Raw genomic sequence first — 25,396 nt, forward strand, 5'->3', positions numbered from 1 at the left:
GGTTTGGCTCTTCGAACCTGAAGGAGGATCTCGGAGCGCCTTGGCCCGAGGCGCGCGACAAAGCAAGGCTGCGCTACCAGCTTCACCGCGTTTACTTGAGAATGGCCTGAACGAGTCCTGTCACAACCCGCTCGATCAGCCTCGGGCCCATGAGGAATGGAGTGGGCCGGGCCGGAGGAACCGGTTGGCCATGACCGATCGGCAGACATCATCGACAGCACCGTGGCTCGCGCCCATCACTGCGCAGTCGGGATGAAAAGAGGCGGGCCCGACCTGGCCGCTCGACCGATCGCGCGGCGGCTTCTCTATCAGGCTCTACGCCGGTTGCCACGCGCGGCTTCCCAGTCGCCTTCGTCCTTTCCCTGAACAGATCCGCGATCAGCCGGGATTTGGCTCGCTGTTTCGAGCGTTAGCCGGTCGTCTAGACAAATTTCTTGCGGATCGCTGCTGCGGCGCTGACCAAATCCGGGCCGACATCCAATACACTGGCGCTCGTTCGGTGATCCCCGCCGGACGAGGCAGACGATCCCCCACCAATCACAACCTCCACGCTTACAATTAGCACAACTGCATCAAGCGCATGTTCGCTAAACTCAAGAACTGGCGGCGTTTCGCAACTCGATATAACAAGACCGCACAATCCTGCCTCAGCTTCGTCTCTATTGCTTCAGCTTTTCTCAAAATCAACTTTATCTACGAACGCTGGTTTCTAATTTATGTGACTTTCGCCGATGAACTGATAAGGCTGAATTCGTTCTCAGGCTTGGCGGCGCTATCGGGCTGATGCTCGATGCATTCACGAATCTTGCATTGGTTCGTAGCGAAATTTTAAGAGATCAATCCCGGTATTAATGACAACGCCTTCGACGCGCCTGACCTTGGCACGACCCGTGTGAGAAACACGGCCGAGCGGGTGACGTTGTCTTGTATTTTCAACAGACGACTTGCGACTTGCGACTTGCGACTTGCGACTTGCGACTTGCGACTTGGCGTTACGGCCAATCGCGATCGAACACAAAAGCTATTCGGCTGAAATTGACTGAAAGAATTTATTACCTGAATAAACAGGCCGCTCGGACGCAAAGGAGCGAAAACCTAAGCGAAATTAGTCTGCGCACCTAAGAGCCTGTTTGGAAACTCAAGGAAGTGTGATTCGAGCTCTGGATGTGGACGCCGGAGCAGAGAGGCCGCATGGCCAGGATTACCCGCAAGACGAAGCGCTATCCGTCTGACATGACGGACGAGGAATGGGCGCGGATTGCGCCCCTGATGCCCGAACCGGGACGCACCGGGCGTCCGCGCGAGATCGAGTTTCGCGAGGTGATCAACGCGGTGCGTTACCTGGTTCGATCCGGCTGCGGCTGGCGGATGCTGCCGATCCATTTCGGGCATTGGCGTATGGTCTATGGCTGGTTCAGGGAATTAGCGCGGCGGTTTCTGTTCCAGACCATTCATGACGTGGAACTAATGCTCGACCGGGAGCGGGTGGGTCGTGAAGCGAGCCCGTCGGCCGGGGGCATCGACAGCCAGAGCATCAAGGCGCCGCACGCGAAAACAAGAGGTTACGACGCTGGAAAGAAGATTGTCGGGCGCAAGCGGCATATCGCCGTGGATACGGACGGACGCCTGCTGATGGTCAACCTGACGCCGGCGGACATCTCCGACAGCGCGGGCGCGCAGATGATCCTGGATGCGATCCGCAAGCGCTGGCCCTGGGTGAAGCACCTGTTCGCCGACGGTGCCTACGACCGGCTCCAGCTGATGGACAAGGCGGCCTATCTGGATTTCGTCGTCGAGATCATCCGGCGCCGGGACGGAGCGAAGGGCTTCGAGGTTCTTCCCCGTCGATGGGTCGTGGAGCGGACCTCTGGCTGGATGACCCGCTGGCGACGTCTCGTGCGTGACTATGAGCGTCGTATCGATGTTTCACAGGCCATGATCCTCGTCGCCATGGGCGCCAATCTCATCCGTCGCAACGCTCACCCGTGACTTTCCAAACAGGCTCTAAGGCTTGCGAGCGTCTGTAGCGTGTAGGAACCGAGTTTTTCAGGTTGGGGTCCGCGAGGGCGCATGCAGACACACGCGCGTAATTTCTGCAGGACAACCTAGACGCAAGGCAAAACCGGGCCAGAGACCCGTGCCATTGCTCACATAGAGCGTCATGCCGCCCAGTTGATAACGGCCTGAGACGAAGCCCCGATTGGCGCGTGCCACAAGGCGGTCCAGCCCCCTGATCATACCACCATGGGTATGACCGGAGAGCTGAAGGCCGATACCGCGCGTCGCGGCCTTTCGTGCATTGCCGGGTTGGTGGTCAAGCAACACGACAGGAGCGTTAGGCGGGCATCCCTCCAATGCAGATTCAAGATCTGGGACAGGCTCGTTGTGACGGCCCGCAGCCATGTCCGTCACACCCGCGATAACCAGCGCTGCGTCATCGCGTCTGACAACGATATGACGATTTAAAAGCATATCGAAACCAAGCGTTCCGAGCGCTTCCATCCACTCCTTGTAATCGAAAATATATTCGTGATTGCCTGGAATGGCGTAAACGCCGTCACGGGCCGTCAGACCTGAAAGCGGTATGATATCTTCATGTCGCATCGACACGGATCCATCAATGAAGTCGCCTGTTACAACGATTACGTCTGCCTTGGCTGCATTGGCTCTGGCGACGACAGCGGATACCCAGCTTGAAGGGAAGAGCGTTGTGATGTGCAGATCGCTGAGCTGAAGCAGTGTGAAGCCGTTGAACGCTGGGGAAAGCCCTGGCAAAGTTACGGCTATATCGCGTATGGGCGGCACGATCAGCGCGTTGCGGACGCCCCACGCCGAAAGCGAAGCTGCTACGCCTCCAATCGCAATCCGTGCCTCAGTACCGATCTGTACGGGGTGCCAGAAAATCAGGGCAATCAGCACGGCCGCCAGATCGACAACCAGTTGCAACACTGTGAGGAAGAGCAGCGCGCCGAACGCCCAGTTAAAGAGAATTACCAAAGGTCTTGGCATCTCTGGCACCAACACGGAACCGGAAGAGAGACGACACCATTGATGATAGAGAGCCGCAACGATGATTAGCAGCGACGACATCAGCCGTATCGGTAATGATAATGGTAACGGCCAGAGCCAATTTGCGATAACGACGAGAAAGAACGTACCAAAAATGACAAGGCGCAATGCTTCGTTCCCTAAATTTCAAAACAGCCTCCGGCTGCAAACATACAGATTAACCGGAAGTACCGCGCATCCCATCGACCGGTGTTTGCACAGCCGGGTCGCCTATCCAAATTCACTTGTCACCTTAAATCAAAGGGCTTGAATAACAACGTTTCACATTATGATTGGAGGTAAGAAAACGCGCCTCGCTCATACGCTTCGGCCTTCCCTCTCAATAAGCCAATCGCGCGCCCGTCTCTCGCCCTGTCCAAAGAGCGCTCGTACAATTGCCTCAGCAAAGCAGAAAAGAGAATTCGGCGATCAAGCTCCGCTATGGTTCATGTTGGCGCGCCGTCCGTCAAAAAATGCAAAAAACATCTCCATGCTTTTATGAAATCCGTACGTTGGCAGATAGCGGCATGAGGATCGCGCACTTGCAAATTTGGCATCGGGACCCTGTTTCGCGTCGCTGATACTACTCACGTGGATTTTAGAACAACGTGAGCAGCTTCTTGACGGCATTCTCCATATTGCACTGGAAAGCGTTTATCGGCGGGAGGGTAGAAAAACCAATGAGGATATCGCTTGACGAACGCTGGTCCGTGCCGCCGTCGGGCAGCGATCGACGGCCTTTGACATAGGCTTTAGGAACCCAGCGTAGAAAATCATCGTCCTGTCGGATCTGCCTTCGAGCGGGCTTAGCCTAAGCTAACATCCTGACCAGCGAGAAAGACAAGCTTGTCGATTGAGGAAAGGTCGTGGTCGAGATGTAGTCTAACAACTTCCCCGGTTTGCAGGAACCACCCCGTAAACAGCCCAGCGTAGAACGCCGCGAACCACTGACCGGAGGGATTACCGAGCGAACCTATACGCAGGGCATGGCTGATCTCAAGAAAGAGATTGCGCTTCTCTTGTGAGAGACGCAGCGCGGCCTGCCCCCATCCCATCATGGACAAGAGGGCATTGCATTCGAGTTCGAAGTCTTCGGTCGTTTCACAAGCCGGAAGCGGCAGGCGTGTCGAAACGCGATGGCCGACGCTGTGAAGGAGTGCGTCGCGTTCCTCCGGTCCTGCCTGGACATCGAGTTCAGTCGCGAGAGCATGTAGAAAAAGAGAATAATCAGGCGCGGTCATTTCGTCCCCAGAAAGCTGTATTTTGCAGCGACAAAAGCTCTGACTTCGTTCCAAGGCCCAGCGCGCTGATAATCCGCATTCATGCTGAGCTTGAGGTTGGGTGTCATGCGATAATCCACGGCACCGTAGACGCCACCAGTCAGCCCGTTGGCAGAATTGCCGGACTGATAGGCATAGAGCGGCGCGATGTTGGCAAGCAGGGCCTGATCCTGACTGTTGTTTGGAAAGGTTTCGGCGCGGTTGGAGTGATAGGTCTGATAGCCTGCACGTCCGATCACGCGCCAGTCGACCTGCTTGTAGGATCCGGCATAAGTGACCGGAAAGGTGAAGGCAAGAAAGTTCTGAGGCGAGAAATAGCCACCGTTTCCAAAGCTGAAAGCGTACTCGTTCCGGTCATATCCGAACCAGGTCAGATCCATACCGACATGCACGTTCTGCTTACCGTAATCCCAGACCTTGACCTGTCCACCGGCACCCGCTTCATAGCCGGTATTACTCTTGGTGTTGCGTCCAGTAAGATATGAGCCACCGCCTCGGACATAGAACGAGGCGTTTGAATTTCCATAGGCCATCTGGGCGTAGACACGATTGCGCGTCACACCGCCCCAGGTTGCCCCAGACACATCTTTGAGCCCGCTATAGGAAAGAATACTGTCTTCTACGCTTCGGCGTTCAACCCCGACGCTCAGGATCGTATTATGCGCGATCTGAGGCGCGACTTTGACGCCGCCGAGGAAATTACTGACAGCAAACCCGAGTGGTGAAGACCCCATGTCCAGGTTGAGCCAGTGCCAGTCATACGCGGCACTGAGCGCTACGCCCGTCGCATTGAACGAGCTACTCTGATTGAGCGGACCGCCCTGGATTTCGTTAAGAGGATTATAACCGATATAATGCGGTCCGTTGATGTCGCCTGAGTTATACGAGCGGCTGCTGAGAAATGTCGGGGTGGCAGCCAGAGTGATATGCCCGCCGCCGACGGGAAGTCTGCCAGACATTTCAGCCGTGACATTGTTCAGCCCATTGAGCCCCGAACCCGAGCGCGTATCGATACCCGGAGAGATATTCACCGAGGCTGCCATGGCATCGGTAATCTGGTTCAGGTCAGCATCCATTCGCTGTATCAGCGGATCTGCGACGTCTGATGTCAAAGTGACGTCTTCGGCGGCAAAAGGGTTGGCGCGGCGATATTGCGCATTGGGGTTGGGGCTTATCTGTTCGATGCGGAGCAAGCGGGCCTGTGCCAGTTCACGCACCGCAGCACGGGTATTGCCACGTGCCCGGTCGAGTTCCGCTGCAGCGTACCAACTGCGTGGATCTGTCGGGGCGATCGCATTCATTTGTTGCAGATAGCCACTCGCTTCGGAATAGCGATGCATGGAAATGGTTGTCTCGATGAGCGCCAGTCGGGCGTCGAGATCTGCCGGGTCATGTTGCACGGCCTTCAGGTTGATCTGATAGGCCTGAGCATACTGCCCCCCTGAGCTGTAAAGACGCGCCAGAGCCAGATTGGCTGCGGCTGGCGGGTTACTGCTGTTCAACGCTGGCGCAAGCGCCTCATAGGCGCGCGCGCGGTTTCCGCGCTCGTTCAAATGATCTGAGGTGGCAACGGCAAGCCCCGTGTCCAGTTGGGCAAGGGTCGCCTCCTGTTCCGGGTTCAGCGTTGTTGATCTGGCTGACGCCGCCAAGCGTCTGGCGCGCTCGAGATCGTGCATATGCAAGAAGGCCGAGGCATAAGAAAGTTTCTGCGATGGCGTCAGACGCCCTCTCAGACGGGCAAGCTGCATATCAAGAAGCTGCGATGCACCGGACGCATCGCCCTTGTCGTAAAGGGCAGTCGCGGCCTGAGCCCCGCGTGTGCCGTCTTCATCACCTTCATCGAGGAGGTGGGCGAAATAAAATCGCGCCGAGTCCCGATCGGTCGGCGCATTGGCAACATCATCGCGAAAAGCTGCAGAGCGCAGCGCGGTGCGAAGCTCGGGTGTCATGGATGCTGGAGGCAGGAGTGGCTGAAGCCGACGTATCGTGGCGTCGTCTCCGGTTTGAGCAGCGAAGAAGAGGGCTGCCTGCACCGCGCCCGGGTCGCGGGTCATAGCCGCTTGGGTAAGCGGGGCCATGACCTGCTCGGCATCGGACCGGCGGTTTTGGGTCAGCAGCGCCTGAGCATAATGCAGGCGCGACCAAGGTGAGAGCGCGTTTTCCTGATCGGCGCGCTGCAGGATGGTCAAACGTTCCGCCTGAGAGGGCGCCTGTGCAGCCTCAGCTTCATAAAGCAGAGCCGTGAGCTGCGCATTTGCGACAGGGCTCTGCTCAAGTACCGTACGCGCTTCGGCAAATTCGCGCTCATCCATAAGCACGTGCACGAAGCGCTCACGGTAGGAGACACTACGAGGCTCTTCAGTCAGAAGCGTCCTGTAGGCCTCGATCGCCTCCTGTCGACGACCCGTTCGCGCCAAAATGTCGGCGCGCATCGCTCTAAGCCATGTCTGCTTGGGTGAACGGGCGATCAGGGGATTGATAAGGGCGAGCGTCTCGGCGTAGCGCTCTTTGCTGAAGAGATAATTCGCCTTCGCAAAGGTATCGCTTAACACCGCGCCGGACGACGCCGCGCGCCAGCGGTCAGCCGATGAGGGATCTGCGGCAATGGCGCGATCGAGGAATGTTTTGGCCTCGTTATCGCGCTTGAGGCGTAACAGCGTGACACCCAAGCCGCCGAGCGTGTCGGCATCATTGGGCGAAAGGGTGAGAGACTGTCTGAATGACATCTCTGCACCAGAAAGATTATTCGCGCGTAGAGCGTCCCAGCCCTTTTGTCGTAAGAGCTCCTCAGGGCGCAAAGTCCCTGAGATTTCACGCCCATGCAGAGCCTGCACGTCCTTGTCTTCAGGATGAGCAGCAAGATAACTGCTGATGATCGGATCGGACGCGGTGGTAGGTGGCAGCCAAAGCACCGACTGGCGCGTCGTGCGACCTATTTCCTGCTTCTGATCTTCGGTAAGACCCGGCATCTTGCTCAGGGACTCAAAACGCTTGATGCCTATTACGCGGGTCTTTTCGTCCCACACCAGCGACTGCGCATAGGCGATCTGGTATTCAATATTATCGGGCGAACCCATGACGAGCTTGGCGAGGCCTTGCTGGGCTTTGCCACGCTGCTCAGGCACCCCCGCGAGTGTACGATAATACTCCAGCGCATAGAGTGCCGGCGGTCGGTCGGGAAAAGCCCGCAGATACGCCGCAGCGGCTTGCGAGGTGGCGCCTCTACGGGCCAGCTCTCGCGCATTTTGGATATCGGCCCCCGGAGCGGCACGAGACTGCAGGTCCATATCGAGCAGCCTGCCAGCTTCCGGGTCGCCTCCCTGATCCCGGATCTGCCTCATGAACTTGCGCGCGCCGGAAATGTCGCCGTCGCGCAAGCTCATTTGCCCTTGCAGCGCGAGGACATCCGGGTTGTTAGGGCCAAGCAGAATCGCTTGGTTGAGCGCTATACGCGCATCGTCCATACGGCCGTGGTCGAACCAGTACCGTGCCCGTTTGATGACGGCTGGCAGGATACGCTTGACATCCGAAGCCTGCAGAAGAGACGATGACGCCTGGACACCCTGCCCTGCTGTCACTCCGCCTTGGATCGATTGTGCCGCAGCGTAACGCGGAATGGATAGAGCGCACACGATAGCCGGAAGCGCGACCCTGGATTGTCTGCTTCTCTTATTTGTCACGGCGCAGCTCCTTGGCACGACGTCTGGCATGAGTGGTCAAAATACGGAAGAGAATCAGAACCCCAAGGCCGACGCCCACCACAGCGAGTAGGATGACCCTGAAAGGGTGATTGCCCAGATAGAGGTCTGGCCAGAACCAGAAAGGCAGCGATCCCACGGCATAGGTCGGCAGATTGCGCGTTGCGAGTACGTGGTTTGCGTTGAGTAGAGAAAGATCCCCCTGAATCATTGGCTGCATTTTCGGGTCGCGCATTGTCTGGATCAGACGTTCCAGCCCCTGCGGGTTTTCGCTGAGCATGAGAAGCATGGTCGCATCGTTCGAAAAGGGTGAACGACGCTCGATCAGAACGCCACCATCGCCAAGCGACGTGGTAGCACGCAGAGTGTGCAACGCGGCTTCGGTGCCACCCGTCGAATTTTCGTTCAGGCTGCGCGAAATGAGCCGGAACGGTTCCAGAAAGGCGGAACTGGTATAATTCAATGTGGAGCCGTTGAAGCTGTAGGGCGTACCGCGCAAAAAGCGCTCGACAGCAGACGACGAGGCTCCCGTATCCATCACGATGAGGTTTCGGGTCTCGGTCTCGCTCACGGCATCGCTATGCAGCACGCTCATCCCCGAAACAGGATATTGAGTAATCGCCCCGATCATGCCCATGAGATCGAGGAAAGCACTTTCTGTGCCTTCGAGTTGTGTCGCGGGGAGAACGACGGCAGTGTCAGAGAGGTCGGCCATGCGGGTGAACGGAAAGCCGGAGTTCGCAAAATAGGCCAGGTTGGGCAACTGCGTGTAGTGATAGGCACGCGTCAGATCGATCGTTGAATCGGGATCGATACTCATGCGCAGATCCTGCGTCATGCCACTGCAATCGCGACGACCGATAGGGCGTCCCTCAAGGTAAAAGCCAAGCGTGTTGGCGCCGTAGAGTGCCCAGGGCGGGATAGAAACGCTGGCAGATTGCGAGCGTGACGCATCTGGCCAGAAACGTCTAAGCCAGTCGGGGAGATCGGAAGGCGGCGCGAGAGAGACGCTTTTAAGATAGATCCCGTTGACGCTGATATCGACATGGGAGCGTTTTCTATCGACTTCGGTTCCGAGTGGACCACGTATCTTGAAATGGAGACTCAGAGGGTGGTCGCGCCAGGTATAAATATCCGGTGTCGTGCGAAACGGGACTGAGATCGTGCCTGGCACATAGCCATAACCCTGTAACACCGAAAGCGAAACAAGGTCGCCTATACGCACGGGTTGGCTGCGCGTCAGAAAGCCCGGCGCGTCAAACGCCTTCCGTGATGTCAGCGTGACAGCAGGCGCGAGAACGCGTGAACCATGCGGGAAACCTGCACTGCCGAAGACAACAGAGCGCGCCGCAGCCAGAACCTCATCATCAGTACGGCCTGTCACGATCAGGACAGCACCGAAAGGATCATTAGGATTGACTGTCTCCACGACCGTCGGACCCGAAATCTGCGCCTGGCCAGAAAGGTAATCTCCCAAAGCGTTTGATGGGCCTACAAGAACGGCATTACCCGAGGGTGGCATCTGCCTCATCACCGGGAAGCTCGCGCCTCGATAGCTGCTTAGCGCCCCGAACCAGGATGACAGCACGGCCGATGCTTCGAGCGTTTGGGTACTGCTCTGCTGCGCAAGAACGAATGGTACGCGCGCCGGGGTAAGCACGGCTTCGTTGAAGAAAGGTGCCGGAAGGCTCGCTAGGTCACGTGAAGGGGGCAGCGGAGCCGATGTGATCGAGAGGCTGGACTGGCCAAGGATCTTTGCCCAGAGAACGGCGCTGGTCTGATCGCCGCAGCTTAAAGTGTATTGCCCGGCAAAGTGGAACGTCAGAATATTATGTTCTTTGAAAAAAAGGGGATTGACCTGAAAAGTCATAGGGCCGAATTGCGGTTTATCCCGGTCGGGGTGCAGGACGCCGATGAACTGATCATTCAGGAAAATCGTTACCCCACTTCCTGCAGGAAGCATGTCGGGGGATAAGGCGCCGTAAAGGGACAAGGTTGCCGCGGTCACGACTTCAGAAGGCGCGATGCCGAAATTGAGACCCTGGATCGGAATCCAAGGCGTCATGAGCAATGTGTCTGCACTGCCGAGCTGGGTGAAGCTCCATGACGTCGTATGGGCGCTCTCTAGCTCCTCATGAGGCGGAAGCACTGGCGCAGCACCTGAATCCACAGCCGTCGTGACAGGCATTGTATCTGCTGTCGGCATAGTGCTTGTCAGCGGCACCGAAACTGCGGGAGTCGTAGTCTGCGTTTGATATTGGGTCTGCCCGGCAGAAAAACGGGCCTGAGGAGACGCTACGAAACCCGAAGGCCGCAGCGAGGTAGCCGGGGCAAGTGCACTAGGTAAAGGCAAATCTCCAGGATTCGACTGCGCAAACGCAGTCGACGAGCAGAGAGCCAGAGAGCTAAGCAGAAAAAGAGGCGCGGTTCGCATAAGCCCAATGTTAGGTTTGACAACCACAGCTGTTTTCTGGGGGACCGGCTGGATAACCCGAGGTTTGAGCGCGATATTCGGCCTCTTCTGCTTGAATGTTTTCGGGTTGAGCAGCCCCACGATGCTTTGCAAAATAAGGCCAACGGAGCGTGGCAGACTATCAGGCTTGTAATCCGCCCAGCTATCCCAGGCATCGCGCCTTCCGAAAATGACGCGCACGATCTGGGCTTCCTGAAGAATGGACGCTGCCGCCCACTTCAGAGCGAGAACACCCGTGTCGGTGCTCCGAACAATTTGCGCGGGAAGGCTATACGTTTCGCTTTTGTCACGAACAAAAACGGATACAGGCGCTCCCTTCGTAAAGCCCGTATCCGTTGCGTTACCGTGCAGCAGGCAGCCACCGAAAGACATGTTTTCACTTGTATATTCAAAGAGACGACCATCGGCCGAACGTACGGTCACAGGGATCGTCATGTCGACACGGGGCGTATTGCGTATTTGCATAGACTCGCGGCCTATCGAGATTGCCGCAAGCACAATAATGATACTTATCGCGATCCAGACGATGTTCATCAGCAACGCATTCGTAACGATATAATCATTATGATTGTGGAGCAGACGGAATGCGCCGATACCGAGTGTACTCAGGAGGATAATCGCCAGATAGAAATTGGGATAGATCGCGCTCCAGTCGAGATAGGATCTGTCCAGAATCCCCCCCTTCTCGGTCACGTTGAATTTTCCCCGCCGTGGAAAAATGAGTGTCATGACCGTCACGCGCGCGAGGAACGGCGCCAGGGTCGTTTCGTAAACTTCGCTCCACAGAGAGTAACGCCAGTTACGGTTCGTTCTGGCTGAAGTGAGAACGCTGTGAATTAAATGGGGCATTGCATAGATCGCAATGGCGAAGGGCGACGCATCTATGAGAGTCTGATTGAAAATGAGATAGGCGATCGGCGACGTCAGGAAGATAAGGCGAGGTATTGCGAAGAGAAAGCTCGCGATTGCAGAAAAATAGCAAAGACGCTGAGCAAAATTGAGCCCCGGCCCGAATAGGGGATTGTCCAGTCGGAAGATCTGCAACATGCCACGCGCCCAACGCATGCGCTGACCGACGTGCAGAATGAGGCGCTCTGTCGCAAGGCCAGCCGCGAGCGGCTTGGCAAGATAAGCCGTCGACCAACCTTTTCGCTGGAGCTTCAGCGCCGTGTGCATGTCTTCGGTTACGGTTTCCACGGCAACACCACCGACTTCCTCCAGTGCCTTGCGCCGAATGACGGCACAGGATCCGCAAAAGAAAGTGGCGTTCCAGAAATCATTTCCATCCTGAATCAGACCGTAAAACAAATTACCCTCGGGCGGTACGAAGGCGCCGTGAGAGAAATTCCGCTGAAAAGGGTCTGGGGAATAGAAATGATGGGGCGTCTGGATAAGAGCGAGGCGCGACTCAGTCAGGAAGGGACCAACGGTCTCCTGCAGAAAAGTACGTTTGGCAATATGATCGCAATCGAAGATGGCAATGAGTTCACCCTTCGTAAGTGTCATAGCATGATTGAGGTTTCCGGCCTTCGCATGATTATGCTCGGACCTAGCGATATATCCCGCGCCGCAGGACTCAGCGAACTCTCGAAATTTCTCACGATGTCCGTCGTCCAACAGATAGACATTGATTTTGTCGCTCGGCCAGTCGAGGCCCAGGGCTGCCAGCACTGTCTGTCTGACGATCCTAAGCTCCTCATTATAGGTAGGGATGTAGATGTCGACACTCGGCCAAAGCGAGGTATCCGGCGGAAGTGAAACAACCTGACGTCTCAGCGGATGAAGAGACTGGAAATAGCTCAAAATGAGCATCATGAAGGCGTAGATTTCCGCCGTCACGAGAACCGTGCCCAGGACCGATTGCGTCCAGGAACTGAAATTCAATGTTTCGGTAAGACGCCAGCTCAGATAGCGCAGCGAAACAATGACGGATAGACCCTTTAGAACAAGCGTCGCTCGGGGCCCAGGGTAACGATTTACGAAGAGAAACAGACCAATACCGACAAAACAGACAATGGACTGCCCTGCCAGATTGAGATGAACGAACGCAGCCAGACTGATGCATAGCAGTGCAAAAGCAACCAGCAAAGAACGGATCAGGGCTTGGCTCGACGATAAATGGGCGCTATCGACCCAGGTTTCGAGGGCTGCAATACCGGTTCTTACGTGCTTCATTCCCGCCCCCTTTCTTAATGAAGATTTTCGACGGTCTGGATCAATCCTGTCCCCACGGCTGCAATATCGACAGCAGCGCGTGAATACGGGGCGTATTGCTGGACAAGTTTCTGACTGGCAAACGCCTCGCCAATATGCTCATCCCTGCAGATCGTGCCGAGCAACATCCCGCCAAATCGGCGAATAATCTTGGGCATGGCCATTGCGCTGACCCGGTTAAGCGGATCGAACCGATTGACGATGACGCGATGGGCGAAGCTAGGCTGCTGGCCCTGCTCGACCCCATAGCAACTTGCAGAATGAATTTCGGGAATGAGCGAAATACACGATGCCTCAGGGGTCATGACGGTAAGCACAATGTCCGCAAGCGGGAGAATAGTAGAGAGCGCAACCGAATAACCAGGCGACGTATCGACAACGACGATAGTGTCCGGCATCGCCGCCAACGCCGCGATCTCGCGCGACAGTAGTTGAGGGTGGCGCCTGACAGCGTGCTCGAACTCAGCCTGGAGATGGATAGACTGGAACCCGAACGGATAGACCAGGACATTACTCGCACTGCGTATAGCCGCCTCCTCCCAGCTCTGCCCGGCCTCTATACTATTGACGAGGCCGTGACGTAGCGCCATCGGGACCCCGAAATGCAGCCGCAAAGCGTTCTGCGGATCGAGATCGATGGCAATGACGGTGGACTGGCCAGTGCGCCGCAACTCATCGGCAAGATGCGCCGCAACCATTGTTTTCCCTACACCGCCTTTGGGGGAGGCTACGCAAATAAGAGTCATCTTGTTTTATTCTTACCCCCGGCAGGATCGGAAGCGCCCTGTTGTTTCAACGACGGAACATTCCACGAAGGCGCGGCTGAGAGGCGGCCGTCTCGGGCGTAGCCGAACGCAGAAGCATAAAAACCTCGCGGAGCGACATTTTTCGCCATGGCAAGGGATCCTCCTCCACGCGCACCTGAGCTGCTTTTCGTGCCGAAGATACTGGCATCCCCGCTTCGTAAATCGCAGAGCTGCGCATCGACCGAAGTGCTTCTGCCGCGGACTGATGATCCGCGGTCCTAGAGGACAGTTTTGCAGCCGGTTGGTGCGAGCTTGGTTCCTGGCCACGCGGCGTAGCGGCTTCGGCTGAGACCATTTTCGCGTCGATACTCTGAGCTGATGTGTCTGAAGTCGCGTCCTCCACCGGCGACAACGCGCCCAACCGTGCGAACGCGTTGAAATCCTGGAAACCATCATCGTCTGGCGCAGGATGGTCCTCCGAAAACGAGTCTTCCAGTATCTTGAATCTGTCCGGCATTACACCATCTCCATAGCTGCGATTCGTGCTTGCAGGGTCAGAGAAGCAGAATAATAATCACCGCTCTCCTTTATGCTTGGCAGGTTGGGCAGTGCATCCAGCCCGCTCAGAGCGAACATGAATACAGCCTTGAAGCCCGACGGTGCATTGTAATTGGACCGCTCACCCGTCTTGAGGTCTATCCAACCTGGCAACCCGTTCATCGTATAGTTCTGGCTTACTGCGTAAAGCGACTGAGTCAGACTGGCCGGCATGTGGTTGGCCCATTTCAGATAAAGCGGGATACGGATCGCATCGTATGAGAAGCGTGGTGGAAAACCCGACGCGGGGAAAATACGCTCCGATCTGCGGTCGATCGAAAGCCAGTCAGGTGGAAGTCCCCATAGGCCGAAGCGACTGGACTGAACCAATTGCTGCCCGGAGTCGATAAGTCCGACCCAAGGCCCTGATGGATCGAGACGCGCTGCTCTCTGCATGGCGGGGATATTGTAGTAGGACAGGTTGATCACGACATTCTTGGATCGGTCAAACCCCTTCGCGCCTGGAAGAAGAACAACGCGACTGCCAACCTTCCGCACACATTTCTGGCCGAGATCCTTGATGATCGCCCGCGCCTGCTGTGCGTAGTCTTCACGGCCCCACAAAATCGCTGCGCGACGCAGAGCCCAGGCAATCATGAGATCGCCGTCAGACGCATTATTCGTATCCGTGATGTGGGGAGTCGACGGAGTCCAGCGCCAGCTATGCAGATTGCCATCCTTGTGCTTGAGCGTCTCCTGTGTCCAGGTCCACATTGTGTCAAAAGCGGAACGGTCATTAAAAGTGGAGGCAAAAAATAGACCGTAACCCTGCCCTTCGGAGTGCGAAATACCGTTATTACCGGTATCAACAATGCGCCCATCCGGTTGCAGATAACGGGACTTATAAAGCTCCCAATCCGGGTCGAGCTGCATTGAAGCACTTGCTTTAGTAGCACCGAGACCTGCGAACAGAGCACTCAGCGCGAGCGAATCACGGCAGAAGTGACGCCTGGCCTGTAAACGGCGCATTAACGATCTTTCGAGTTGAGCCAGAGTCACGGCTGTGCTCTGTGTCACGATCTTTCCCTTAGGATCGATAGCACGTCAACACTTTGTGTGTTCCGTTAACGTTTTTCCTAAGCTCGTCACTAAAATGCCAGTTAATCAGTATTATCGTTAATGGCAAAGCTTACCCACATATCTCAGGTTCACGGCAGCTCCTGCCGCGAATCAGCGTGGATCGCGCCTTCTTGTCGATATCGAAAACCATAAATATAGATGCATTGAAATATTTATTAAAACTTTATAGCAATTTATTGCGTATAAGTAAGTATTACAGTGACTTTAACTCAAAGTTCTGGTATTTAATACCTAGTATTATTTATCGACAACTGTAGGGCTGTCTGAAACAACCCGATAAGTTGCCGACCGCGACAGTATCTTTTCGCATAACCTGTCTCGGCCCATTCCTGAATAAGCACGGCACGCCACTCAGGCAATCGGACGACGTAAGGTTTGCACGGGAAAGGCAAGACGATACTCGGTCCCATCGTCAGACGATATTTCAAGGGTTGCGCCTAGCTGGCGAGCAAATCCACGCACCAGTTGCAGCCCTATACCCTCGCGCTTTTCCTTGTCTTCTCGTGTCGCATTGGCGAGTCCTATGCCGTCGTCACTGATGATGAGTACCGCGGAATCGTCGCATCTTTTGAGTGATATGCAAACGGATCCCGTGCGTTCGCTCGGAAAGGCGTAGCGAAGCGCGTTGGTAACCACCTCCGTTACTATGAGTGAAAGCGGCACAGCCTGATCGGGGGTGATCGGCGTGCTCTCCACATTTAGAGAAAGGCTGATCCTACCTCGATTTATCCTGTTGTTGGCTGTGAAGATCTGACTGGACAATTCTTCAAGAAAGGCCCGGACATCCAGCGCCGATAGACCGCCCTCCGGGTAAAGATGGCGGTGCAGTGTCGCCAATGACCTCACACGGTCACGTACGAGATGAAACTCTTCGCGTGCTTCGGGAAGCTTGATGCGATTGGCTTGCAGATTAAGTAGTGATGCGACGATCTGCAGATTATTTTTTACTCGATGGTGGATTTCCTTGATCAGAAGGTCCTGCTGTTTGGCGGCTCGTTGCAGACGCGCTTCATGCCGGTCGAGACGACGCGTGGCGCGACTGAAAGCTCTTTCCATCTGACGAATTTCGAGAGGAAGAGATTTGGGCAAGTCGGGTTGAAAGGTACCGTGGCGACGCCAGTCGGCTACACTGAAAGCAAGTTTTTCGAGAGGTTCGACCAGATAACGCTGTGCAGCCAGCGCGACGAGAAGCAATTCAACGATGAGGATAAGGACAATAAGCGTTACCCGGGCGAGAAAAAGCTGCAAGGCTCTTGTTTCCGCCATACTACGCACCGACACAGAGACAATACTTGCAGGCCCAAAACCCGGCGCCAATGTGTAATAGATGCTACCCACTTCGAAATGATCGACGCGGCTATTGGAGACGAGGTCCCTGTCTAGGCGTGCGGTGGCCTCCGGCGACCAAGGATTGGCAATTCTCTGGTTTGGCGTGAGTGCGACCGGCGCAGCGTCACGTGTGTACACCCAGAGATCTGTCGCCCCGCTATCAGGGTCCGACGGCGGACGAGCATACTGAGCTAGTGTTACCAGCTGGGAGCTTACGAGAGGACGGAATGCAACGAGATGCCCGGATACCGTCTCGCCCGAGCGATCAATATAATCGAGCGGCACACTAATTCGAATGACCGGACGCGGCCCTTTGAGAATGACCTCAACTGCGTTCTCATTTCCGTCACCTTCGCCCGCACTGTCGGGTCGCGTCAGAGACAGACGAGTGCCGTCGCAAATGATCTCACCCGAGACAGCCTCTCTTGAAGCTGTAACGATCTTTCCATACGGATCAACGAGTGCAAGCGAGCAGTAATGCTGCTGATTGATCGATTCAGCGAGCAAAAGGGCGCGCGGAGCGGTCTCTTCGCGGAGACCTATTCGAGCCAGTATTTCGAGCGCTCCATGCGCTCGATCAAGGTCAGCCGCTATTTCGTGGCGGGCGCCGGTCGCATCTGCCTGAATGCGCTCAAAGCTGTTGTTGGAGGTGGCGATATAGGCGTGCCAAGCGAGTACCCCGGCAACGCACGCCAATGGCAGCGACGTGCAGACAATCAGAGCCATCACGCGAGAACCGACAGTGTCGAAGAGGCCAGATCTCAAGCGAAAGCCCTTGAACGAAGAGAGAAACGAAACGGTCAACCGCCCTGCTTTCGACTGCTCATCTCTCGACGCTACGATCAGTCATCACGACGACCTGTCGTTACGATCATCCTCAATGAGACGAAGCAATTCTTCAGGGATAGGTTCGCTGGCAACATCGTCAAAGAGCTGATGCAGGCCACGTTTCAGCCAGATGTCGAAAGGGCTGTCATTCTCTTGCGAGTGACTTTTCTGGCGGGACTTCTCCGGCGCGCCGTCCTCTCCCCCAGTCATACCAACACCTCAACAAAAGAAATCGACCCATGCGTCTCTAACAAAGGTTCGGCTCACGAGTTTCACCAAGGAAATTTAATCGGGGCAATTTGAAGAAAAATAAAGCCCCAATTGCGTTTGAGGGGAATGATCATGGATCATTCCCCTCAGGATCTTGCATAGATGTCGCACTATTGAGTCAGGTCTCAAAAAACGTCATCTATACCGCTCAGAACGTGAAAAGATCGTCAGACTTCAGACCCTTGCGACGACGGTCATCAAGCGTTGCACGAAGCGCGGCCACCTTGACGCGCAGCTTGTCGTTCGCAGGCAGATCGCCTGTCATCCAGGCTTCGAGCTGGCGACGGGCACGGAAGACACGGCTCTTGGCTGTGCCAACAGCGCAGCCTGTCGCTTCGGCCAGAGCCTCATAACTCATGCCCTGGACCACAACCATGACGAGAGCTTCGCGCTGGTCTGCCGGAAGACGCGAAAGGGCCATGGACAGGTCCTTGAGTGCCAAGCTGTCTTCATGCGTTGCGTTGCTGGCGAAAGAAGATGCGGGAACGTCATCGATGTCTGTCGTCTCGCGACGCTTGCGCAGGTCGGAGATGAAGCGATTGCGAAGGATGCGATGCATCCAGGCCGAGAAATTGGTGCCCGGAATGAAACTGTCCTGAGCGGCCAGGGCATTGCAGACTGCATCCTGAACCAGATCTTCAGCAGCCGAGCGATTCCGTGTGAGGGAGAGCGCCTGGATACGCAGTTTGGGGAGAATCTGGATAACTTGGTCGTGGAAGCTGGTCATGCGAAAATCCTTCTTCGCTCAGTGCTTTTCATCCGACCAATGAATGGCGCGAAAGATCGGTTGCATCAGATTGCAATTTTTTGAACTTATTTTTTCACAACCCTGCAATCTCTTGTCGCGAGCGGGCATATCAATAGCGCCATGCTAAGGTGAAGCGGCGGCCCGGACACTTGGTAGCGCCGCAATTTCCGCCAGCTTGGCACGAGCGCGTGAGACCCGCGCTTTCATCGTTCCTACCGGGCAAAGACAGATTTCCGCAGCTTCCTCGTAGCTCATTTCCTGCGCCCCAACGAGGATGAGCGCCTCTCGCAGGGCCTCAGGCAATCTCCAGATAAGCACCGACAGATCGAGCACGTGATCGTGATAACCCTGATCGCCCTCCCTGCCCTCTTCGCTACCTTGCGAAATTTCGGACAGGATCTCAGTCTCTCTGACCTTGCGACGTTTCTGCTCATAGAAAACATTGCGCAGGATGGTGAAGAGCCAGGCCTTGATATTTGTGCCTTCTACGAACTGCGCACGTGCACCCAAGGCGCGCAGAACCGTGTCCTGCACGAGGTCATCTGCTGCCGTAACGTCTCTCGTCAGGTATCGGGCGAAGCCTCGAAGATCGGATAGATGTGCGGCGATACCCCGCCTTACGGGGTCGGCGGCGCCAAGCTTGCTGTCCTGCTGTATAGGCTGGTCCGCGCTCAGGGCACGGTCTCCTCAATTGGGGTCAAAGCATTCCTCTTTGCTGGAGCGTGAAAAAGTGCCATCCTGACGCGACAGACTGCGGTTTGTTCGCGAATTTTCTCGGAGCTTCGTTACTCAATGGTCGATGCAGAGCGCCAAGACCTTATACAAGCCTTGCCCTTTGCGCGACGTTTTGCAAGGGCTCTCGAAGGCAGTCAAAAACAGGGCGACCAACTCGTCGCTTTGGCAATGAAAGACATGGTCAGCCGCAAGGGCGGACATGACATAAGCACACGTTATCGTCTCTACCGCTCTATTATAGAGTGCTTCAGACAGGGAAACGAGGCGCTTCACGCGCCCTCACCGCTATCTCTCACTCAACGGTTGGTGCTTCTGCTTACCTCCCTTGAAGAGGTGCCCCTAAGTGCTGTCGCGCTCATCCTCGATCGGAATGAGAACGAAATTCTTGCCGATATCGCTCTGGCTAATGATGGCCTGCGCTCCGTTGCCGAGACCAGCGTGCTCATCATCGAGGATGAGCCGATCATCGCCATGGATATCCAGGATGTGGTTCAGCAATGCGGTCACCGCATCGCTGGCGTTGCTTATACCGAGGCGGACGCGGTGCGTATCGCCAAGGAGACGAAGCCGGGACTCATTCTCGCCGATATCAATCTCGGCGGTGGCGGTGACGGTATGCATGCCGTCGGGCGTATCATGAAAGACCATCAGGCTCCGGTTATTTTCGTGACCGCCTACCCCGAGCGCCTGCTCACCGGCGAGCAGGAAGAGCCCTCATTCATCATCACAAAGCCTTTCGAGCCGACCACCCTAGCCATCACGACCTATCAGGCCGTGACCGGGGGATTGAAAGCGATCTGACTTGCATCGCAAGGGGCTGTGCGACACATAGGGCAGATGGCCGCACCGATCCTTCATCTTCGCGATATTGTCTACTCTCTTGGGGGCCGTCCACTTCTGGACGGTGCCGAAATCGGGGTCGCCCCCGGCGAGAAGCTCTGTCTCGTCGGTCGCAATGGGTCGGGGAAATCGACCCTCCTTCGTATTGCCGCCGGAGAGATCCTGCCCGATTCAGGTCAGTGCTTCGTCCAGCCTGGAATCAGGATCGTCTATCTACCACAAGAGCCTGATCTTACGGCTTTCCCGACCAGCTACGATTACGTCGCCCAGGACCTGCCGCCTGAGGAAGACTACCTCGCCCGGAGCATGCTCGCCGAGCTTGGTCTGACGGGTGAGGAAAACACCGCCACTTTATCCGGCGGTGAGGCCAGACGCTGCGCACTCGCTCGCGCCCTGGCGGCCAGACCCGATCTGCTGCTTCTGGACGAACCGACCAACCATCTCGATCTGCCCACCATCACCTGGCTCGAGCGAGAACTGGCTTCGATGCGTTCCGCAATGATCGTGATCAGCCATGACCGACGCCTCCTCGAAACACTCTCACGCGCTGTCGTCTGGCTGGAACAGGGCATCACCCGCCGTCTCGATCAGGGATTTGCGCGTTTCGAAGACTGGCGCGAGGAGGTGCTCGCTCTGGAAGAGCTGGCCGCCCATAAGCTCGACCGCGAAATCGCTCGTGAAGAAGACTGGATGCGCTATGGCGTCACAGCCCGGCGCAAGCGCAATGTGCGTCGCGTGGCTGAGCTGGCCGGGCTGCGTTCGCGGCGGAAGGAAATTTCCAGCCAGTTCCGTGGCGCGCTCAAACTGACCGTTTCCGAAGCCGAAAGCACCGGCAAGCTTACGACCGTCGCCGAGAATGTGACCAAGGGTTTTGGCGACCGTATCGTGGTCAAAGACCTCGATCTCCGCGTACTCAAGGGCGACAGGCTTGGCATTGTTGGCGCCAATGGCATGGGCAAGACGACCTTGCTGCGCCTCCTGACCGGCGAGGATCAACCCGATAGCGGGCGCGTGCAGATCGGACCATCTACCTCGCTTGTGACGCTCGATCAGCGCCGCGCGAGCCTCGATCCGGCGCTGACTCTTGCAGACACCATGACTGGCGGCAGCGGCGATATTGTTCAGGTCGGCACCGAGAAGCGTCATGTCATCGGCTATATGAAGGACTTCTTGTTCCGGCCCGAGCAGGCGCGCACACCGGTTGGCGTGCTTTCCGGCGGTGAACGCGGGCGTCTCGCTTTGGCCTGTGCCCTCGCTCAGCCATCCAATCTTCTGGTGCTCGACGAACCGACAAACGATCTCGATCTGGAAACGCTCGATCTGCTTCAGGAGATGCTTGACGATTACCCCGGCACAGTCCTCCTGGTCAGCCATGACCGCGACTTTCTCGACCGCGTTGCAACCTCCGTGCTGGTGGCACAAGGCGATGGGGAATGGATCGAATATGCGGGGGGTTACAGCGATATGCTGGCGCAGACGGGTGGTGCCGCACCTGTCGAGCGCGGCGCTGCTTCAGGCGGCGCCAAGGAGAAGGGTATATCCGATAGGAATGCTGCAAAATCAGAAAAATCTAGCAAGAAGCTCAGTTACAAAGACAAGCTGGCGCTCGAGAAGCTCCCGCAGGAGATCGATCGGCTCGAAAAGCTGATTCAGGCTCAGCGCAACATCTTGTCGGACCCGTCTCTCTATGCGCGCGATGCGAAGAAGTTTGCCAAGGTTAGCGACGATCTGACGCAGGCCGAGACCGCGCTGGCTGAAGCAGAAGAATCCTGGCTGCTGCTCGAGATGAAGAAGGAAGAAATAGAGGCGGGCGCCTGAGTGGCGCCCGTGCCGTTCAGTTATTGATCAACCCGGAGAGCTCCATGGCTTTCCGGGAAGCATCCATACTCTCCTTGACCCTGATGGCGGCGTCCAGCGCCCTGATCCCGGCTTCCGCGTCGACGAGGATAGGCGCTCCGTCGAGACAGGAAGCCGCGAATGCGTCGTGTTCGGCAGCGAGGCAGTCGCAGTCTTTCCATTTCAAAGCTTCGCGTCTGAAACCGCCCGTTCCCGGCAGGGGAAGTCCGCGCTTGCGACCGATCATGGTCAGCTCCTGCTGCACGAAATCGGCAGAAAGATAGCCTTCCTCGGAAAAAACCCGCATACGGCGCTCGGTCTTCAGCGAGATGCGGCTTGCCGAAATTGACGCAACGCAGCCATTCTCGAACCGGACGCGAGCGTTGGAGATATCCTCATGCTCACTCGACACGGCCACCCCCACCGCATCGATCGATTCTATAGGGGACTCAACGAGCGAGAGCACGAGATCCAGATCGTGGATCATCAGATCGAGGATAACCGACACATCGGTGCCCCTCGGTTTGAAGGGTGCGATACGTGTGGCCTCGATGTAGAGCGGCTTGCCGATGCGTTCCGAAATGGCTCGGTGCTCGGAGGAGTAGCGCAGAAGATGCCCCACCTGAAGGACGCAGCCCGTTTCCATGGCGAGCGCCGCAAGAGCATTGGCTTCCTCCAGCGTCGCGGCGATCGGCTTCTCGACCAGAACATGCCGCCCGGCTCTGAGACAGGCCGACGCGACCGGGAAATGATGCTCGGCGGGGGCTGCCACGATGACGGCATCGACCGAAGCAATCATTGCTTCGAGGCTCTCGGCTACGAAGCAGCCGGCCTCTTTTGCAACCGCTCCTGCTCGGGCGGGATCGGGATCGAAAACAGCGATCAGGGTCTCGCGGGGGCAGTCGCGCGCCTTGAGAGCGTGAAACCGGCCGAAATGTCCGGCCCCGACAATTCCGACCTTCAGCATGTGTTTTCCTGGCTCTTGAGCAACTGAATTCATGTTTTTGGTGTAGCAGGGCGCAGAGGGAGGTTGCAACGCGCTGCGCCACCCGGCATCTTCCCGCAGCCTGACCGCCCTGCGGTAGTTTTTGATCTCCGGTCGTTACAAAGAAGGACGCCGCTCAGTTCGATGATGTACTATAGTCGGCCTACCATGCTGGGAGTTCTCGGGGTTTGTTTCCTCGGGCTTCTCCTCTGCCTGCCCAATTTCATGCGCGCGCCCTCGCCCAAATTACCTTGGCATCAGATCCATCTGGGTCTCGATCTGCGCGGCGGCTCCTATCTTCTGCTTCGACTCGATCAGCAGAGTCTCGTTGACGATCGCCTTCAGAGCCTTGAAGATCAGGCCAAGCAGGCGCTCATCGAGAAGAATCTCGGCTATCGCGATTTCCGCAAGGATGACACGACCCGCACGCTCAGCTTTCTGCCGCGTGATGCGAGCGAGGCGCAGGCCAGCCTTGCAGCCCTGTCCAGCGTGACCGGAACCGGGAACGAAGTCGCCGCCTCGCTGGAGCATGACCGGCTCGTTTTGACCCTGAACCAAACCGCTCTGAAAGCACGCGCCCGCGAGGCCGTCAGCCAGTCTATCGAAATCGTGCGTCGCCGTATCGACGCGACCGGAGCGGTCGATCCCGAGATTACCCGTCAGGGCGATGACCGTATTGTTGTCGAGCTACCGGGTATCAGCGACCCGGAGCATATCAAGCGCCTGCTGGGCACGACCGCTAAGATGACCTTCCGGCTGCTTGCCAGTAGCGCAGGCGGCAATATCGCGCCACCGGGGGCCACCATGCTTCCCGATCTGAGTGCTGGCAATACGCTTTTGCCAGTCATGGATCATGTCGAGGTGGATGGCGCCGCGCTCACGAATGCGGGTGCAACGATCGACCAGCAGACGGGAGAATGGGCAGTCAGCTTCTCGTTCAACCGCGCCGGGGCGAGCGCCTTCGCGCGCACGACAGCCCAGAATGTCGGGCGTCGCTTCGCCATTGTGCTCGATAACAAGGTGATAGAAGCCCCTGTGATTCGTACGCCGATCACGCAGGGCAATGGCCAGATTACCGGCAACTTCAACGCGCAGGCGGCTACCGATCTCGCGGTGATGTTGCGTGCCGGTGCGTTGCCTGCACCGCTGGCCGTGATCGAACAACGCTCGATCGGCCCCTCTCTCGGTGCTGACTCGATCCGGGCCGGAGCGATCAGCCTCGGCATCGGCTTTGTACTCGTCATCCTGTTCATGGCGTTCTTCTACGGGCGGTTCGGCCTCTACGCCAATGTAGCCCTCCTTGCCAATCTTGTTCTCATGACAGCCATTCTGTCGCTTTTCGAAGCGACGCTGACCCTGCCAGGCATGGCGGGTATGCTGTTGACGCTGGGTATGGCCGTCGATGCCAATATTCTGATCAATGAGCGCATCCGCGAAGAGGTCAAGCGGGGCCGCACGCCGCTTGCCGCCATGCAGGCCGGCTTCGAGCGCGCCTCCTCAACCATCATCGATAGTAACGCCACCGCCTTCCTGGCCCATGTGATGCTGTTCGTATTCGGCACGGGCCCTGTGCGTGGCTTCGCGCTTACGATCACGATCGGTATCGTGACCACGCTCTTCACAACCATGCTGCTGTCACGCCTCCTGATGGTGCGCTGGTACGCCCTCACCCGTCCCACAGAACTGCCGGTCTGAAGCGATGCTCTCACGTCCCCTTTTCCGCTTCGTCCGCGAAGACAAGCATATCCCGTTCATGCGCGGCCGCTTTGCCGGTCTCGCAACCTCGGCCATTCTCTCTGCATTGTCCGTTGTGCTCTTTTTCGTGCCGGGTCTGAAGCTCGGGCTCGATTTTCACGGCGGCATCGTGGTGGAGGCCCAGACCCAGGGGCCTGCCGATTTCGACAAGCTGCGCCGCGCGCTTGCCGCGCACCAGATCTCCGCCGCCGGGTTGCAGAAATTCGGTGCCGATAATGACGTACTGATCCAGCTCGATACGCCACCCCCCGGCCCAAGGCAGGAGGCGGCTACCCAGGCCCTCGTCGATGAGGTGCGTCACGCCGTGGTCGAGGCCCAGCCGGGCACGCAGGTGCTACGCGCAGATGCCGTTGGCGCCTCGGTTTCGAGCGAGTTGTTCCGAAACGGCCTTCTGGCGCTCGGGCTGAGCCTTGTCATGATCCTGATCTATATCTGGGTGCGGTTCGAGTGGGAGTTTGCGGTCAGCGCCGTCATTACCCTCGTACTCGATCTCACCAAGACCGTCGGTTTTCTTGCGGTCACGCGCTTCCAGTTCGATCTGGTGATGGTGGCCGCGATCCTGACCATTCTTGGCTACTCAACCAACGACAAGGTAGTGGTCTATGACCGCGTGCGTGAAAATCTGCGCAAGTACCGCACCATGCCGTTGCGCGAGCTGCTCGATCTGTCGATCAACGAGACATTGAACCGAACACTCGGCACGTCGATGACCGTCTTTCTCGCAGCCCTGCCACTAGCGATTTTTGGCGGACACAGCCTGTCGGGTTTCGCGACAGTCATGCTGTTCGGTATTGTCGTAGGGACCTCGTCGTCAATCTTCATCGCAGCGCCACTGCTGCTGCTCATGGGCGAGAAACGCCTGCGTCGCAGCAAAGCGCCGTAAGCTGGTCGTCAAGGATAAAAAAGGGGGCCAAATCGGCCCCTTTTTTTATGC

16 protein-coding genes are annotated in these 25,396 nt (G+C 57.0%); 5 read left to right on the forward strand and 11 right to left on the reverse strand.

Translation table 11 applies throughout. The annotated features are described in order from the left end of the window. The first annotated feature begins 1,164 nt into the window (after window positions 1-1,164). Window positions 1,165-1,989 (forward strand): IS5 family transposase, encoded by an 825-nt coding sequence (locus ABHV46_RS01435; protein ID WP_438382405.1) that lies wholly within the window; start codon window positions 1,165-1,167, stop codon window positions 1,987-1,989. A 57-nt stretch (window positions 1,990-2,046) separates the two neighbouring features. Here ABHV46_RS01435 and ABHV46_RS01440 read toward each other — a convergent pair whose 3' ends face one another. The 10 genes from ABHV46_RS01440 to ABHV46_RS01485 form a co-directional block, all read right to left on the reverse strand. After that, window positions 2,047-3,177 carry a metallophosphoesterase gene (locus tag ABHV46_RS01440; protein ID WP_438382406.1) on the reverse strand — a complete coding sequence of 377 codons (1,131 nt, stop codon included), beginning with the start codon at window positions 3,175-3,177 and terminating at the stop codon, window positions 2,047-2,049. Between the two features lie 677 nt (window positions 3,178-3,854). Beyond that, on the reverse strand, window positions 3,855-4,289 hold the full coding sequence (bcsD, locus tag ABHV46_RS01445; RefSeq protein ID WP_438382407.1) for a cellulose biosynthesis protein BcsD: 435 nt from the start codon (window positions 4,287-4,289) through the stop codon (window positions 3,855-3,857). After that, window positions 4,286-8,008: a cellulose synthase subunit BcsC-related outer membrane protein gene (locus ABHV46_RS01450; RefSeq protein ID WP_438382408.1), complete on the reverse strand. Its 3,723-nt coding sequence runs from the start codon at window positions 8,006-8,008 to the stop codon at window positions 4,286-4,288. Before ABHV46_RS01450 ends, bcsD begins: the two co-directional genes overlap by 4 nt. Next, window positions 7,998-12,674 (reverse strand): UDP-forming cellulose synthase catalytic subunit, encoded by a 4,677-nt coding sequence (gene bcsA, locus ABHV46_RS01455; RefSeq protein WP_438382409.1) that lies wholly within the window; start codon window positions 12,672-12,674, stop codon window positions 7,998-8,000. Before bcsA ends, ABHV46_RS01450 begins: the two co-directional genes overlap by 11 nt. Before the next feature lie 14 nt (window positions 12,675-12,688). Further along, entirely contained in the window at window positions 12,689-13,459 is a 771-nt protein-coding gene (gene bcsQ, locus ABHV46_RS01460) for a cellulose biosynthesis protein BcsQ (protein ID WP_438382410.1), read from the reverse strand. A 516-nt stretch (window positions 13,460-13,975) separates the two neighbouring features. Further along, entirely contained in the window at window positions 13,976-15,073 is a 1,098-nt protein-coding gene (locus ABHV46_RS01465; RefSeq protein WP_438382411.1) for a glycosyl hydrolase family 8, read from the reverse strand. A 414-nt stretch (window positions 15,074-15,487) separates the two neighbouring features. Beyond that, window positions 15,488-16,603, reverse strand: coding sequence for a sensor histidine kinase (locus tag ABHV46_RS01470; RefSeq protein ID WP_438384494.1), 1,116 nt, complete (start codon window positions 16,601-16,603; stop codon window positions 15,488-15,490). 711 nt (window positions 16,604-17,314) lie between these two features. Next, complete coding sequence (locus ABHV46_RS01475) at window positions 17,315-17,503, reverse strand: NepR family anti-sigma factor (RefSeq protein WP_336947338.1); 189 nt, start codon at window positions 17,501-17,503, stop codon at window positions 17,315-17,317. A 208-nt stretch (window positions 17,504-17,711) separates the two neighbouring features. Further along, window positions 17,712-18,290 carry a sigma-70 family RNA polymerase sigma factor gene (locus ABHV46_RS01480; RefSeq protein WP_336947337.1) on the reverse strand — a complete coding sequence of 193 codons (579 nt, stop codon included), beginning with the start codon at window positions 18,288-18,290 and terminating at the stop codon, window positions 17,712-17,714. Window positions 18,291-18,434: 144 nt separating this feature from the next. Beyond that, window positions 18,435-18,920: a sigma-70 family RNA polymerase sigma factor gene (locus ABHV46_RS01485; RefSeq protein WP_438384499.1), complete on the reverse strand. Its 486-nt coding sequence runs from the start codon at window positions 18,918-18,920 to the stop codon at window positions 18,435-18,437. A 183-nt stretch (window positions 18,921-19,103) separates the two neighbouring features. Here ABHV46_RS01485 and ABHV46_RS01490 point away from each other — a divergent pair, with 183 nt between their 5' ends. Continuing rightward, entirely contained in the window at window positions 19,104-19,847 is a 744-nt protein-coding gene (locus ABHV46_RS01490) for a PhyR family response regulator anti-anti-sigma factor (RefSeq protein ID WP_438382412.1), read from the forward strand. A gap of 36 nt (window positions 19,848-19,883) precedes the next feature. Beyond that, window positions 19,884-21,704 carry an ABC-F family ATP-binding cassette domain-containing protein gene (locus ABHV46_RS01495; RefSeq protein ID WP_438382413.1) on the forward strand — a complete coding sequence of 607 codons (1,821 nt, stop codon included), beginning with the start codon at window positions 19,884-19,886 and terminating at the stop codon, window positions 21,702-21,704. A 16-nt stretch (window positions 21,705-21,720) separates the two neighbouring features. Here ABHV46_RS01495 and ABHV46_RS01500 read toward each other — a convergent pair whose 3' ends face one another. After that, the gene (locus tag ABHV46_RS01500) at window positions 21,721-22,689 is read right to left on the reverse strand and encodes a Gfo/Idh/MocA family protein (RefSeq protein WP_438382414.1); all 969 of its coding nucleotides are present in this window, start codon (window positions 22,687-22,689) and stop codon (window positions 21,721-21,723) included. Between the two features lie 162 nt (window positions 22,690-22,851). Here ABHV46_RS01500 and secD point away from each other — a divergent pair, with 162 nt between their 5' ends. Together secD and secF are read left to right on the forward strand one after the other, a co-directional pair. After that, on the forward strand, window positions 22,852-24,402 hold the full coding sequence (secD, locus tag ABHV46_RS01505; protein WP_438382415.1) for a protein translocase subunit SecD: 1,551 nt from the start codon (window positions 22,852-22,854) through the stop codon (window positions 24,400-24,402). Between the two features lie 4 nt (window positions 24,403-24,406). Continuing rightward, window positions 24,407-25,345, forward strand: coding sequence for a protein translocase subunit SecF (gene secF, locus ABHV46_RS01510; protein ID WP_438382416.1), 939 nt, complete (start codon window positions 24,407-24,409; stop codon window positions 25,343-25,345). Window positions 25,346-25,396 lie beyond the last annotated feature (51 nt).

It is taken from the genome of Asaia sp. BMEF1 (genome assembly GCF_051628905.1).
Taxonomy (GTDB): Bacteria; Pseudomonadota; Alphaproteobacteria; order Acetobacterales; family Acetobacteraceae; genus Asaia.